This is a genomic window from Staphylococcus nepalensis (assembly GCF_002442935.1).
In the GTDB taxonomy this organism is placed as follows: Bacteria; Bacillota; Bacilli; order Staphylococcales; family Staphylococcaceae; genus Staphylococcus; species Staphylococcus nepalensis.
Window position 1 is genome coordinate 942794 of sequence record NZ_CP017466.1, and the last position, 14634, is coordinate 957427.

14 protein-coding genes are annotated in these 14634 nt (G+C 32.2%); 11 read left to right on the forward strand and 3 right to left on the reverse strand.

What is annotated here, in order from left to right:
- Positions 1-7: 7 nt before the first annotated feature.
- Both BJG89_RS04250 and BJG89_RS04255 read left to right on the forward strand, forming a co-directional pair.
- A complete protein-coding gene (locus BJG89_RS04250) occupies positions 8-247 on the forward strand; it encodes a DUF2273 domain-containing protein (protein WP_096808712.1) in 240 nt (79 codons plus the stop codon).
- A 58-nt stretch (positions 248-305) separates the two neighbouring features.
- On the forward strand, positions 306-812 hold the full coding sequence (locus tag BJG89_RS04255) for an Asp23/Gls24 family envelope stress response protein (RefSeq protein ID WP_096808713.1): 507 nt from the start codon (positions 306-308) through the stop codon (positions 810-812).
- Between the two features lie 95 nt (positions 813-907).
- Here BJG89_RS04255 and BJG89_RS04260 read toward each other — a convergent pair whose 3' ends face one another.
- Positions 908-2839 (reverse strand): IucA/IucC family protein, encoded by a 1932-nt coding sequence (locus BJG89_RS04260; protein WP_371871910.1) that lies wholly within the window; start codon positions 2837-2839, stop codon positions 908-910.
- Positions 2840-2957: 118 nt separating this feature from the next.
- Between BJG89_RS04260 and BJG89_RS04265 the strand changes: the two genes are divergently transcribed.
- The 7 genes from BJG89_RS04265 to BJG89_RS04295 all read left to right on the forward strand — a co-directional run bounded on the left by BJG89_RS04265 (position 2958) and on the right by BJG89_RS04295 (position 11650).
- Positions 2958-4133, forward strand: a complete 1176-nt coding sequence (locus tag BJG89_RS04265) for an MFS transporter (RefSeq protein WP_096808715.1) — start codon at positions 2958-2960, stop codon at positions 4131-4133.
- Positions 4130-5887, forward strand: coding sequence for an IucA/IucC family protein (locus BJG89_RS04270; RefSeq protein WP_096808716.1), 1758 nt, complete (start codon positions 4130-4132; stop codon positions 5885-5887). The genes BJG89_RS04265 and BJG89_RS04270 overlap by 4 nt, the downstream gene beginning before the upstream one ends.
- Positions 5888-5889: 2 nt before the next feature.
- Positions 5890-6951 carry an alanine racemase gene (locus BJG89_RS04275; protein WP_096808717.1) on the forward strand — a complete coding sequence of 354 codons (1062 nt, stop codon included), beginning with the start codon at positions 5890-5892 and terminating at the stop codon, positions 6949-6951.
- Positions 6952-7045: 94 nt separating this feature from the next.
- Positions 7046-8056, forward strand: coding sequence for an ABC transporter substrate-binding protein (locus BJG89_RS04280; protein ID WP_096808718.1), 1011 nt, complete (start codon positions 7046-7048; stop codon positions 8054-8056).
- Positions 8057-8068: 12 nt separating this feature from the next.
- Positions 8069-9103 (forward strand): FecCD family ABC transporter permease, encoded by a 1035-nt coding sequence (locus tag BJG89_RS04285; RefSeq protein ID WP_096808719.1) that lies wholly within the window; start codon positions 8069-8071, stop codon positions 9101-9103.
- Complete coding sequence (locus tag BJG89_RS04290) at positions 9100-10062, forward strand: FecCD family ABC transporter permease (RefSeq protein WP_096808720.1); 963 nt, start codon at positions 9100-9102, stop codon at positions 10060-10062. Before BJG89_RS04285 ends, BJG89_RS04290 begins: the two co-directional genes overlap by 4 nt.
- Before the next feature lie 214 nt (positions 10063-10276).
- Complete coding sequence (locus BJG89_RS04295; RefSeq protein WP_096808721.1) at positions 10277-11650, forward strand: YjiH family protein; 1374 nt, start codon at positions 10277-10279, stop codon at positions 11648-11650.
- 122 nt (positions 11651-11772) lie between these two features.
- Here the strand turns inward: BJG89_RS04295 and BJG89_RS04300 are convergent, their stop codons facing one another.
- Together BJG89_RS04300 and BJG89_RS04305 are read right to left on the reverse strand one after the other, a co-directional pair.
- Positions 11773-12087 (reverse strand): heme oxygenase, encoded by a 315-nt coding sequence (locus tag BJG89_RS04300; protein ID WP_096808722.1) that lies wholly within the window; start codon positions 12085-12087, stop codon positions 11773-11775.
- A gap of 297 nt (positions 12088-12384) precedes the next feature.
- On the reverse strand, positions 12385-12645 hold the full coding sequence (locus BJG89_RS04305; RefSeq protein ID WP_096808723.1) for a SunI/YnzG family protein: 261 nt from the start codon (positions 12643-12645) through the stop codon (positions 12385-12387).
- A gap of 177 nt (positions 12646-12822) precedes the next feature.
- Between BJG89_RS04305 and BJG89_RS04310 the strand changes: the two genes are divergently transcribed.
- Entirely contained in the window at positions 12823-13323 is a 501-nt protein-coding gene (locus BJG89_RS04310) for a metal-dependent hydrolase (protein WP_096808724.1), read from the forward strand.
- Positions 13324-13438: 115 nt separating this feature from the next.
- Complete coding sequence (locus BJG89_RS04315) at positions 13439-14626, forward strand: UTP--glucose-1-phosphate uridylyltransferase (RefSeq protein ID WP_096808725.1); 1188 nt, start codon at positions 13439-13441, stop codon at positions 14624-14626.
- Positions 14627-14634 lie beyond the last annotated feature (8 nt).

Genomic DNA, 14634 nt, shown 5'->3' on the forward strand with positions numbered 1-14634 from the left:
GGTTATCATGGCTAACAATAATAACCAACAAAGACAAGATTCTACACAAGAAGTTGTTGATTTTTTTAAAACATTTAAATGGAGAATAATCGGATTTTTAGCATTCTTGATTATCGCAATATTATTTTTAACATTAGGTTTCTGGAGCACAATATTAATTATTATTTTATGTTTGATTGGAATTGGCATCGGGTATACTAAAGACCGTAAACAAGATTTTCTGAATTTCTTAAATCGATGGAGTTAATTCTTATTGATTCAATATTTAGCAATTAAAAATCTTATAAAACAAAGGAGAATTAATTATGGCAGTAGATAATAACAAAGCTAAACAAGCATATGATAACCAAACAGGAGTAAATGAAAAAGAACAAGAGCAACAACAAAAACAACAGGAGCAACAGCAAGAACCACAATTCAATAATAAATTAACTTTCTCTGACGAAGTAATTGAAAAAATTGCTGGTATTGCTGCACGTGAAGTGAATGGCATTTTAGAAATGAAAGGCGGATTCGTTGATAACATTTCTAGTTCATTTGGTAGCACGAGCAACGTGACACAAGGCGTTAGTGTTGAAGTTGGAGAAAAACAAGCAGCAGTAGACTTAAAAGTTATTTTAGAATACGGTGAATCAGCACCAAAAATCTTCCGCAAAGTTACTGACTTAGTTAAAGAACAAGTCAAATATATCACTGGTCTTGAAGTGGTTGAAGTAAATATGCGTGTTGAAGATGTGATGACTAGAAAAGAATGGACACAAAAAAATGAAAAAAGCCAAAATTCAAATAACGAAGACAAAGGATTACAATAATTCTTAATATCAATATAAATTATAAAACTACTGATAAGCATCTGCTTATCAGTAGTTTTATTTTGCTATTTGAAATAAAATGTTCAGGCGCTTTATTAATTGTAATGTAACGGGTTGTCAACCTGTATATAAGTATAGTAATCTGCTTCATCCACTAAACGCATCGTTGTTACACATTTATAATCTATTTTTGGCGCAAATAAGATTGATTTGATTTGATTTATTCTTTGTTGATCATCGATTGTACGCGCAATATCGTCTAGTTTTTTAGTTAATAAGTCACGTACGATTGACCAAATTTGGTTTTCTAATTGTTTATGATTACTTGATTGTGCAATACTAGCAATTAATTCACCAAGATGGTTTTGGATACTTGAGTAAAAGACTTTATTAAATACCGTTTGTGATTGATTGGTTAAAATTAACGATTTTTCATGAAAATCTGCTGTACTGTACCCCATTTTATTTAAATGCGATGTATCAATTCGTAAACCTTCAAAATCACGTATATAAAGCATATCTAATAGGCCGTCGTCTCCAAATGTAGCAATAGCATTCTGTAGATGGGCTTCAAGTGCAATACCATATTTAACGTAAAGCGGTATTACTAAATCTATTAACGCTTGACTATAGTGCTTAATCCAAACTAAAGCAGCTGACTCAAAGCTATGAATTTTCTTCGCCACTTGATATTTAGTGATTAATGATACAATGGGCGGTTCGTCATTATAGATTGTCGATGCTACTAACACAGAAGGAACCATAGGTATTGTATTTTCTTTGATTAAGTTATATATGTTTGTTCTAAATAAGGTCCCTAGTTGTTCACTTCTAATGGTTTGGTCTGCTTTATCTGAAACGTTATAAAAGTGGATTCCTGCTAGTTCGTCAATCGTATCAGCCTGAATATGGTTGAATAATGTATCATTTTGTATAATATCATTGAGTATGCACGTAACTTGCGGACCATTTATGGTTGTTTGCTCAGATAGTGTTCTAATTTCTCCAGTAATGTGAACGTTGGTTGATAATTTAATATGTGGCAAGGTTTCAGGAAATTTTGGCATCAACGTTCTAAAAGATAATCCTGCAAAATACGATTGTTGATATTCAATAGGGATGATTTCTTGTTGTTCTAGTTCTTTTGAATACGCTTTTAAGAGAATATGATCATATTGCCAAGGGTGTACAACCATAACGACATATTGATTGATATATTCTGCACCAACCTGTTTTATAACTTCAGTTTTTAACCCATTAAATAAATTATAAATTAAATTATTATAATCTCCCGAACATGTCTGAAATTTAGCTATAGATTTATGTATTAATATAAATTGTAAAGGAATAGACTGACCAAATTCTGCTGAATAGTTGATAACTGTTTCAGGTGTCATGCCTTTGCGCAATTTTGCACCGGGATGGAGCGGGTGGCCTTCAATAACAAACTGTTCAGAGGCTAAATAACTATCTTTTGCTTTGGTGATTAAATCATTTAAGGATTGATTATTCTGCTCTAATAAATATTTTTGGTAGCTTAATGCAATCGCCATATTTGCCACGCTATTATTTAAATCTTCATAGAATTGAGCACTAGCTGCATTATCTAATTCTGGGGCTACCGATAAAATACAGTTTAAAACGTCATTTGGATGTAAAACTCTTTCGACATGGTCGTCTTCTTCTAAATAAAACGGTCCAGTGACGGCTAGACGATCAAAAGCGTGCGTACCTGTTATAGGTGCATACAAGGTTTTGTTAATTTTAGGGAAAGCAATAGATAATAATTTATTTTCTTCAGATAGTTGAGGCGCGCCTACATCTTTGTTATCAATAATTTTGCTGTGTTGATGACTCTGTACTAAATTTTCTCGATATAAAGATGAGATCAATCTTTGCGATATTTTATCTCTACTTTCTAATAACACTTCTTGAAATAAATTTGCCCATGTTTGATTTATAGACGATAAATAATCAAAAGCATATTGTTCATCATTAGTCATTTTATTTATTAAATTATAATTAATACTTTTTGAATTCATAAAGCACCTCTAAAAAAATTATTTTACAAAAGTATAAGATATTTGTATAATCCATAATATCGATAATGATAATTATTATCAATTAAAAAGTCGGGTGAAATGTATGGCAAAATATTTTTTTCCAAGTTCTTTCTTTTTGTTTCTAGGAAATTGGATTGGACATATCACTTTAAATTGGTATGTATATACGTTATATCATAACGCAATTTACCTTGGACTCATTAATTTTTTCCGACTTGTACCTATTTTGCTCATTAGTGTATGGGCGGGCGCGTTAGCAGATAGATGCAATAGAGGAAAATTATTGAAAATAACCATCTCTACTTCTTTATTACTTACCACTTTACTGTGTTTTTTAATCTTTTTAAATGGGGAGTTACCAATAATAGTATTTTTATTATATTCACTTGGAAGAGGTGTGATGGGCGCTATAGAAACACCAGTGCGCCAATCTGTTCTGCCAGATTTAACAGAGCGTTTAACTACGACTCAAGCAGTCTCATATCATTCATTTATAATCAATATATGTCGATCTATTGGTCCAGCCATAGCGGGATTTGTAATAGCAGGTTATAACGCACAAATAAGTTTTAATATCCAAGCTATAGCCTACTTTATTTCGTTGATGATGTGTTTGCCTTTGAAATTTAAGCCATCGCATTTAGTTAAAGAGAAAGAAACAATGAATACTAAATTTGTCTTCAACTATTTTAGTAACAACAAAATCGGGGCTAGAATATTTTTAACTTCTTTATTTATCATGGCTACAGGTTTTACATATACATCATTGTTACCAGTTTTAACAGATAAAACATTTCCTGAACAAGTAACCATGTTTGGGTCTGCAATGACCTGTGCTGCAATTGGTGGTATTATTGCAACAATGATTTTGCCTAAAGTACTAGAAAGTATATCAATGGTAAAAATGTATTATTTTAGTTCAATATTATTTGGTATTTCACTATTAGTAAGTATTAGCCCAAATATGATTATATTTTTTATTTCAGTATTCTTAATCGGGCTTTTTAGCCAATGGGCACGTACGACTAACAGAATATATTTTCAGCATCGTGTTAAATCAGAGCATAGAGGGAAGATACTTAGTGTTGTAATGATGGATAGAGGGATGATTCCATTAGGAGCGATGATAATGAGTTTTTTAACAGAATATATCGGTATCATCGAGACTTTTATCATCATGGGGCTAAGTACTGTCATTATCACATTGGTATTTGGCATGATGAATAGACAAAGAAAAAATGGAGGCAATGTTGTATGATGCATCATATTTGGAAATTGGCAGATGAGAATATTCAACACCGCATAATGAACGCGGTTCTTAAAGAAAACATTTTTCCAGAAAAAATGTTTTTTAAGGAATTTGATAATTACGTAGAATTACAATATAAAGGGCAAGCGTTAAATGTATCTTATTTAAGAAAAAGTGCGATGATGCGTTATGTCTTCAACGGTGAAATTCACTATATAAAAGGTGACAATATTGTTTCCATTAAAACATTAGAACAATTGCTTGAGGTATTAAATAATCAATTTAATACCCCAATTAGCCAACGGCTAACTGAAGAATTACAGTCCAGTCGTGCAGGACTTGCATTGAGCTATGAACATTTTAACCATAGACAGTCAATGATTCAGGCTAGTTTAAAGTTTTCAAGATTGCCAGTAACCATCAATTTCTTTACATGGTTACAGCATATGAAAGAAGATAATGGTATTAATGATTTAAGTTATTCTGAAAGTCTCGTCATAGAAGGACATCCAACGCATCCACTAACCAAAACGAAATTACCATTAACGAATGAAGAAATTAAATTATATGCACCTGAATTTGAAAAGACGATTGCATTAAAAGTGATGCTTATTCATAAGCAAGATAGTGTAGCGACTTCGATGGAAGAAGATGATCAATATATATTAAACCACGTGATACCTGAATATAGATATAAATTGAAAGCATTTTTAGAACCGCATCATTTAGAATTAAACGATTATCGCGCTATACTCGTGCATCCATGGCAATATGAAAACGTGATTCCACAACAATTTGTATACTGGTTAGAGGAACATCGTCTTTTAACTACACCATTTGAAGTTGAAGCGAAAGCAACATTATCGTTCAGAACAATGGCGTTAATGAATAAGCCATTCCATATTAAGTTACCAGTCGATATTCAAGCCACAAGTGCAATAAGAACTGTTTCCCCTGTTACAACGGTGGATGGGCCAAAGTTAAGTTATGAGTTACAAGAAATGTTAAATGTTTACCCACAGTTAAAAGTAGCAATGGAACCTTATGGTATACATGCCCAAACTAATGAAGATATAGCACGTCAATTAGCTTGTATCGTGCGTTATGAACCACAAACCACAACAAATGGACTTACTTTAGTAACTGGCAGTTTAGTAAATAAAAATCCTGTAGATAACCAGGTCATCGTTGATAGTTATTTAGAATGGCTAGGGGTAGGTGTAACAAACAAAGCAATTAAACAATTTATAAGTCACTATGCTGAAACACTTATCCAACCATTAATTGGCTATATACAAGATTATGGAATTGCTTTAGAAGCACATATGCAAAATACTATTGTTAGTTTAGGACCAGATTTTCAAATGAAATTTATGGTGAGAGATCTAGGAGGTTCTAGAATTGATTTAAAGACTCTAACAAGACAATTACCCAATGTTAAGATTACAAATAAAAGTTTAGCTGCTGAGAATATTGAAGCGGTTATTGCTAAGTTTCAACACGCTGTGATTCAAAATCAAATTTCAGAATTAATACATCATTTTTCACAATATAATAACGTCAATGCAGATGAATTATTTGCGATTGTAAGTGAAGTAATAGAACAGTCAATCGATACTAAAAAGGCGCATGCGCAAGTGTTAAGACAAACATTGTTTGGACCCAAAATTAATGTGAAGGCATTGCTACGTATGCGTATGGAAGGCAAAGTAAAAAAATATTTAACAGTTGATTTAGATAATCCTATAAGTAATGAGGTGTAATGATGGCGCAATTAAAAGTAAACCTTTCTAAAATTAAATATAATGCTTACATTTTAAATACGCTTTTAAAACAGCATCACATTCACTTTACACCTGTTCTCAAATGTGTAGCTGGAGATAGAAAAATAGTAGAAACATTAAAAAGCGTTGGACTTACACATTTTGCTGATGCAAGAATAAATAATATTTTAAAAAGTAAAGATGATGATATCACTTATATGATGATTAGAACTACTAACCACCAAGAATTAGAAGATATTGTGCAATGCGTTGATACGAGTATTCAAACAGAATTGGATACCATCCGACAAATTAATGAAATAGCAAGCAAGCAAAAAGTAAAACACAAGATATTATTAATGGTTGATTGGAAAGATTCTAGAGAAGGGGTGCTCACTTATGATGTGCTCGCTTATATTAGAGAAATTATTAATATGCATCACATACATCTTGAAGGGTTAGCTTTTAACTTTATGTGTTTTAATGAAATAGCACCAACGGAAGAAGATGTTGAGATGATTAACCAGTTTGTAAATTCGGTAGAAAAAGCCTCTCATTTGAAATTCAAAACAATATCAGGTGGCAATTCTAGTATGCTATTACAAATGCTCTATAATGATTTAGGTAAAATGAATGATTTAAGAATTGGTGAAACTTTATTTAGGGGTGTGGAAACGACGACAAACCAGCATTTAGATACCCTATATCAAAACGTTATTATTTTAGATACAGAAATTGTTGAAATCAAACCACGTATTAATATTAATAATGGTCAACAATACCTTCAAGCAATTCTGGATATTGGAAATTTAGATACCAATGTAGACGACATTAAACCTTTATATCATAATGTCGATGTACTTGGAGCTACGAGTGATCATTTAATGATAGACCTACTGAATAATGATCATTATCAGATTGGCGATAAAATACAATTTAGTTTAGGATATAAAGCTTTAGCACAAAGTATGTTTATGTCGCATTTAAATAGATTTTATTTAAATGATCTAGCGATTGAAGCAATGTGCTGTGAAAAAAATGTAAAAAAAAAGAATAAGATTTAGTTTTTATCAAATGTTATTAAAAAACTTATTGACATTGATAATCGTTATCAATAAAATTAGAGGTGTAATGATACATATCTAAGGAGTGAAAACGATGAAGCACAAAGCTAAATGGATGGGTCTATTATTTTTAACATTAACAGCTCTCTTATTAGTAGCATGTGGTAAAGTGGGGGGGAATGACTCAGATGAATCCAACAAAGAAAGTAAAAGCAAAGACAGCGTTACTATTAAACATGATGGAGGCACAACCCATATTGATAAAAAACCCCAACGTGTAGTGTCACTTGAATTTTCATTTGTTGATGCATTGGCAGCATTGGATATTAAACCAGTGGGTGTAGCAGACGATGGTAAAAAAGATAGAATATTAAAACCCATCCGCGATAAAATCGGTGACTATAAATCAGTAGGCGCACGTAAGCAACCAAACTTAGAAGAAATTAGTAATCAAAAACCAGATCTTATTATTGCCGATAGTAATTGTCACAAAGGTATACAACAGGATTTAGAAAAAATAGCACCAACCATCATGTTACCGAGTTTCGATAGTGACTATAAAGATAATATAGAAGCTTTTAAAACAATCTCTAAAGCTGTAGGTAAAGAAGATAAAGGTAAAGATAGATTAAAAGAACATAATGAATTAATGGATAAGTATAAGAAAGAGATTACTATGGACAAATCTCAACCCGTATTAGCTACAGTTATTGCAAAATCAGGTTTATTAGCACATCCAGAGAATACTTATGTAGGTGACTTATTAAAAGAACTTGGTTTTAATAATGCGCTTAATAAAACTGAAACAGATAATCTATCTAAATATTTAAAAGGCCCTTATGTACAATTGAATTCAGAAGTGCTTTCAGATATTAATCCTGGGCGTATGTTTATCATGGTTGATAAGGGCAAAAATGACCCTAACTTGAAAAAACAAGAAGAAGAGCCGGTTTGGCAAAGCCTAGATGCTGTTAAAAATGATAATGTCTCTGTTGTAGATAGAAACACTTGGGCACGTGCGCGTGGTATTATTTCTTCTGAAGAGATTGCTAAACAATTAGTAGATATCTCAAAAAATGAACAAAATGATAAACAACAAAAGTAAGGTGAATGGTAAATGACTAAGTTAGATAGCATTAACCAAACCAGAACTGAAGATAAGAAAAATAAAAAACGCACTGCACTCACGTTTATTGTGAGTGTGTGTGCGCTTTTTGTCATTATCTATTTTAACTTAAGTATTGGCTCGTCTCGTATCGCTTTAGATGATTTTAAAGATTATTTTTTAACACATTCTGATTCAAAACAGACATTTTTAATACATAATGTACGAATGCCTAGAATGCTAGCTGGATTGTTAATCGGAGGAGCGCTCGGACTAGCTGGTTTACTAATGCAAGCAATGACTAGAAACCCATTAGCATCACCCCAAATTTTTGGTGTTAATTCAGGGGCTTCTTTTGTTATTGTTTTCATCACAATGATTATGCCAGCATTGTCTACGTACGCTACAATATTAGCGTTTATTGGCGCTTTCATTGGAGGGCTAACTGTGTATGCTTTATCTGGGTCTACGAGAGGTATGACGCCAGTCAAATTAGCACTTGCCGGCATGGCAATTCACCTATTCTTTTCAAGCTTGACGCAAGGGATTATCTTATTAAATGAAGATGCTACCTCGACCGTTATGTTTTGGTTAGTAGGTTCATTATCATCTGTTACTTGGACACAAGTGTTAGGTATTACGCCTTGGTTGATCATTGCGTTTATCTGCACAGTATTGATATCCAAACAGCTGACAATTATGGAATTAGGTGAAGATTTGGCTACTTCATTAGGGCAAAACGTCAAATTGATGCGGGTGATGATTGGTATCTTAGTGATTGTATTGGCAGGTACTTCCGTTTCCATAGCGGGGCCAATTGGATTTGTAGGACTAATTGTGCCTCATATAGTTAAATATTATATTAAAACAGATTATAGATTTATGGTTCCATTAACAATGATAATTGGTGCAAACTTATTATTATTATCCGATGTTTTAAGCAGATTAATCGCCTTTCCTTTTGAGTCACCCGTTGGCATCGTAACATCGTTTATCGGTGCGTTTTATTTCTTAGCAATCACGATTAAAGGAGTGAAAAGACTATGAAGGGAGGAGTAACATTTCGCTATATACTTGTTTTAATATTGCTAATACTTTCGGCAATTGCATCACTTTCAATTGGTGCGGTATTAATTAACCCAATTGAAGCGGTGAATAGCCTTTTTATGCAAGATAATTTTATAATTAATGAATATAGAGCACCTAGAATGTTTCTAGCGCTTATTGTAGGGAGTAGTCTTGCAATTTCTGGCGCATTAATACAAGGTGTGGTAAGGAATGCGCTCGCATCACCAGATGTAATTGGAATTACAAAAGGCGCCAGTTTATTTGCTGTCGTGATTATCATGCTATTTCCTTCAGCTCCTTTATTTATACTGCCTTTTGGATCATTTATAGGTGCATTGATGATTAGCTTGATTTTAACTTTATTGATTTCCAAATTTAATGTAAAAGGGTCTAAATTAGCATTAATTGGTTTAGCTATCGGTGCAATATGTACTGCAATTGTCCAATATTTACTAATTCGAAATCCGCTTGATGCAAATACAGCATTGGTATGGCTTACTGGTAGTTTATATGGTCATAATATGTCGCACGTTTGGGTGATATTGCCGTGGTTTATAATTGCACTACCAATTATATTTTACTATTGCCATCAACTAGATATCCTAACATTAGGGGATGATGTGGCAATAGCATTAGGCGCAAAAGTAAAGAAAGTAAAAGCTATCCTTTTGTTTTTAGCAGTTATATTGGCTGGCGCATCGATATCAGTTGTTGGTGGGTTGAGTTTTTTAGGACTCATTGCACCTCATATAGCGCGGCAGTTAGTAGGGCATAAACACAAACATATTACGGTTATGTCTGGCTTACTAGGTGCCTTAATATTAATGATAAGTGATAGTCTTGCTCGAGGTATTCATCCGCCAATTGATATCCCAGTTGGCGTCATCGTAGCGATAGTAGGCGTACCTTATTTCCTATTTTTATTAAGAAGATTATAAAAGAAGCATATAAAAGATTGATTTAGTAAGCGCTCTCATATAAAGTGGAATTGATTCTATTGAAATTAGGGTCAATTCTTTTTTTCTATAAAAAAGTAGAGACACCAAAAAGACATAAAAATATGATTTGCATATTTATACATAATAGGTTATAATTATTGCTGTTGTTTTTTAAAGTGTTTATAAAAATATATGCACCTAAGGGGTGAACGAAATGAATGAATATAATAAAGCACAAATTATCAGAGGAAGATTAAAATTCATTTTGATGTCTGTTTTAGGTATTATACTTTTTTTAATTCCTATAACGGTTACTGAAGATGGAGAAAAGCAAACGACTTTACCTGTGGCGTTTTTAGCAGGATTATTAAAAGACTTATTGGGTAATGCGATGCCATTAGTTATTGTATTGATTATTACAATATCCGGTATACTATCCTTAATATGCTCAACAGCCTTAAAAAATAAATTAAATCCAGAAGGATTAATGAACAATGCATTTAATGTAAAGATTGTATGGCTTCTTTTAAGAATATTAGCTGTAATCTTTGTGTGGATGACATATTTAAAAATAGGGCCAAAAGCAATTTACTCTGCTGATACAGGAGGCCTTGTGTTTGAAAGTTTATTACCAACACTCGTGACTGTATTTTTCTTTGCAGCACTATTTTTACCATTGTTAATGGAATATGGTTTACTAGAATTATTGGGGCCTATTTTCAGACCAATAATGAGACCATTATTTACGTTGCCTGGCCGCTCTACAGTAGACAATTTAGCATCATTTATTGGTGACGGCACAGTAGGCGTATTAATCACAAGTAGACAATACGAAGCAGGATTTTATTCTAGACGGGAAGCAACTGTTATAGCGACGACATTTAGTGTTGTATCATTAACATTTGCAATTGTAGTAGCTGAGACTGTACACATGCAAAACCATTTCTTTTATTTTTACTTGTCAGTAATTATTTCATGTATTGTTTGTGCATTGATTTTACCAAGAATTTGGCCGCTTAGATCGATTAAAGACGAATATTCAAAAGAAGTATCCGAAGAAATGAGAACAGAAAAATTACCTGATAACAAAACTGCATTAAGCCACGGATTTGATATGGCTACAGAAACTGGTATTAAAGCACCAGGATTTAAAGCATTTTTTAAATCAGGTTTTAAAACAGTGATGGATATGTGGTTTGTCATTTTACCAGTTGTCATGAGTGTAGGTACGTTAGCGACAATTATTGCAACGTATACACCAATTTTTGCTATTATTGGCAAACCTTTTGTACCATATTTAGAATTATTGCAAGTTCCTGAAGCTACACAAGCTTCTGAAACAGTTTTAATTGGCTTTGCTGATATGTTCTTACCTTCCATTTTAATTGAAGGTGTGGGAAATGATATTACGTTATTTGTCATCGGTGCTTTAAGTATTACGCAGCTGATTTATTTATCAGAAGTAGGCGGCGTCATTTTAGGTTCAAAAATACCAGTAAGTATTTTTAAACTTTTTGTTATATTCTTGATTAGAACAATTATTGCTTTACCAATTATTACTTTAATGGCACATCTGTACTTTAATTAATAATAAAAAACACACATTTTTACTATTTGGAGTTATTGTGGCAACGGTCAACATTTAAACAGAGTTTGTTTAAATAACTCCCTATATTAGTAAATGTGTGTTTGTTTATATTGAGATTTTAATTAATTAAGTTCGGATAATACGTTTGCCTTAACAATTTTATTACCTAAAATGGGTGATGTTTCATTATCAGATTTATTTTGATTATTATGTGCCTCTTTGAAAGCATCACTTTTTAGCCATCCTTTAAAAGCTTCTTCAGATTGCCACCAAGTATTAACGTACATTTGATCGTAATCTTCCTCATCATCTATTAACCATACTTCAATGCGATGGAAGCCCTCTAAATCTTGGATTTTACCACCCTGTGTAAACCTAGGAGCCAACTTTTCAGCGAATCCTTTTTTGACATCTATTCTATTTGTTACAACATACATGGTATTCACACACCTTTCAAATTATAAATTTAGTATATACCATTGATAGATGTTATTAAAATATATTGAATAGACTTATACAAACAAGAAAAAACCTGAGACTTAAAGTGAGGTCTCAGGTTTTTTCTTGTTGGCAACTTACTGACTGAATTTCAAAATATGGCAATAGCAAAGCATTTTGAAATATAGTCAAGTATGTCTAATCAGATAAGAAAATTTAATGATTTTCAATAGACTGATGTTTAACGTCTATTTAATTAGTTGTTTGTATGCGCAACGATAGGTTTAAAATAATTATTATTTTGTGATTTCGTCATATACTTTTTGGTCATTTTGTGTATAAATAATGTATTCATGGTCATCAGTATCGATGATAACACGATTCGTTTTTCCAAATGTAGACCCAATGCGCGAAACTTTATCTCTCTCTAGCTTAGGCACCGCATGGATATTTTGATCTTGTGAAACATTCTTAATTTCATTAGTTGGAATCTTGATGTCAGCAACTCTCCATTGAATTCTTACTTCATTGTTATCTTTTTTTACTGTCATTGCCATATTACGAACACATCCTTTAAATAATTTGTAAGTTTAGCATACAATAAAATGCAATCGTTTTCAAGAGATTGTGTGATACTTTTTTGTATTATGTCATACTATTTAATTTTTGCGAAAGTATGTTCGCGTTCGTAGTGATATTGTGGTAAAATTTATCCGAGAAAAGGAGAAATGAAAATGACTGGTAAAACCCACGCTTCATGCGGTTTATTAGTAGGTGCAATGACAATAGAATACTTTCAAACTGATTTATTTACATCTATTACAATTATAACACTTGCAGTTATTTCAAGTTTATTACCTGATATTTGTCACACACAAAGTAAAATAGGTAGGAGGTTTAAAATATTGAGTTTATTGGTACGAACGCTGTTCGGCCACAGGACGTTTACACATTCGTTATTATTTATTTCTTTAATTATTATCCTATTATATTTTATTCAAACACCAGATTATTATTTAGTTTCAATTATCTTTGGTTTGCTTTCCCATGTTATACTAGATATGTTAACGCCTAGAGGTGTAAAATTATTATACCCTATACCATTGACAATTAAATTCCCCTTAGTTTTTAGAACCGGAGGATTAGTAGATTTGTCGTTGGCAGGTGCGCTTACTACAGGCGCTATTTACGTATTATTCCAATCATTTTTTAATAACCTATTTTTGAATTTATAGCAGTTATGGTTGTGATTATAATTATAATAATATAAAGTACACATAGTGAATTTATATATTCTTATTAGATATAAGATATTATTTTTATCTATTATGAATATAAAGGAGAGAGGACATGCTAGATAAGAAAGAATTAGAGAAGTTTAATCAAGAACATCTAATTGAATTTGAAAAATTAATGAGCAACAATGAAAAAGAACAATTAGAAAATCAAATCGATGCACTAGATTTATCTTACATTCAAGATTTGTATAACGATTTATATGTAAATAAACAAATCATTGATGATGTGTCTTCAGTAAACGAAGTTAAATATGATGTAAAAGAAGCTTTTTCTGAAAAGGATATTACTCAATATGAAAAAGTTGGGTTAGAAGCAATCCAAAATGGAAGATTTGCAGTTGTACTTATGGCTGGTGGTCAAGGCACACGCTTAGGTTATAAAGGTCCTAAAGGTGCATTCGAAATCGAAGGTGTAAGTTTATTTGAACTGCAAGCACGCCAATTATTAGATTTGCAAGCTAAAACGGGCGTTTATATTGATTGGTATATTATGACTAGCAAAATAAACGACAAGCAAACACAAATATTTTTTGAGGAAAAGAATTACTTTGGTTACGATAAAGCACATGTACATTTCTTTATCCAAGATAATATTGTGGCGTTATCAGAAGAGGGTAAATTAGTTCTAGATGTAGATAGCAATATTTTAGAAACACCTAACGGTAACGGTGGCGTATTTAAATCTCTTAAAAAAGCTGGTTACCTTGAAGATATGACTGAAAATGGAGTTGAATACGTCTTTTTAAACAATATTGATAATGTGTTAGTCAAAGTTCTAGATTTGTTCTTTGCAGGTTACGCGTTCCAAAATAGCATGGACGTTACTACAAAATCAATTCAACCTAAAGAAGGTGAGAGCGTAGGTAGATTAGTTACAACGAATCATAAAGACACTGTGCTTGAATACTCTGAACTAGACCCAGAAACTGCTAATCAATTAAACAATGCCAATATAGGTATACATATGTTTAAATTGCAATTCATCAATAATGTAGTAGATAATGCTTTGCCATATCATTTAGCAGTTAAACAACTTAAACAATTAGATGACGATTTTGGTGTTATTGAAAAACCTACGTTAAAATTTGAATTGTTTTATTTCGATATTTTCCAATATGCTCATAGTTTTATGACATTGCAAGTACCGAGAGAAGAGGAATTTTCACCTTTGAAAAACAAAGAAGGAAAAGATAGTGTAGAAACTGCTGCAGCTGATTTAAAACGTTTAAATAGGATCTAAGAAAAAGG

Bases quoted from the DNA above. Each gene is read 5' to 3' on its own strand.
- BJG89_RS04275 (WP_096808717.1), top strand. From the start codon at position 5,890: ATGGCGCAATTAAAAGTAAACCTTTCTAAAATTAAATATAATGCTTAC.
- BJG89_RS04290 (WP_096808720.1), top strand. From the start codon at position 9,100: ATGAAGGGAGGAGTAACATTTCGCTATATACTTGTTTTAATATTGCTA.
- BJG89_RS04315 (WP_096808725.1), top strand. From the start codon at position 13,439: ATGCTAGATAAGAAAGAATTAGAGAAGTTTAATCAAGAACATCTAATT.
- BJG89_RS04305 (WP_096808723.1), bottom strand. From the start codon at position 12,645: ATGGCAATGACAGTAAAAAAAGATAACAATGAAGTAAGAATTCAATGG.
- BJG89_RS04270 (WP_096808716.1), top strand. From the start codon at position 4,130: ATGATGCATCATATTTGGAAATTGGCAGATGAGAATATTCAACACCGC.
- BJG89_RS04295 (WP_096808721.1), top strand. From the start codon at position 10,277: ATGAATGAATATAATAAAGCACAAATTATCAGAGGAAGATTAAAATTC.
- BJG89_RS04255 (WP_096808713.1), top strand. From the start codon at position 306: ATGGCAGTAGATAATAACAAAGCTAAACAAGCATATGATAACCAAACA.
- BJG89_RS04265 (WP_096808715.1), top strand. From the start codon at position 2,958: ATGGCAAAATATTTTTTTCCAAGTTCTTTCTTTTTGTTTCTAGGAAAT.
- BJG89_RS04300 (WP_096808722.1), bottom strand. From the start codon at position 12,087: ATGTATGTTGTAACAAATAGAATAGATGTCAAAAAAGGATTCGCTGAA.
- BJG89_RS04280 (WP_096808718.1), top strand. From the start codon at position 7,046: ATGAAGCACAAAGCTAAATGGATGGGTCTATTATTTTTAACATTAACA.
- BJG89_RS04250 (WP_096808712.1), top strand. From the start codon at position 8: ATGGCTAACAATAATAACCAACAAAGACAAGATTCTACACAAGAAGTT.
- BJG89_RS04310 (WP_096808724.1), top strand. From the start codon at position 12,823: ATGACTGGTAAAACCCACGCTTCATGCGGTTTATTAGTAGGTGCAATG.
- BJG89_RS04285 (WP_096808719.1), top strand. From the start codon at position 8,069: ATGACTAAGTTAGATAGCATTAACCAAACCAGAACTGAAGATAAGAAA.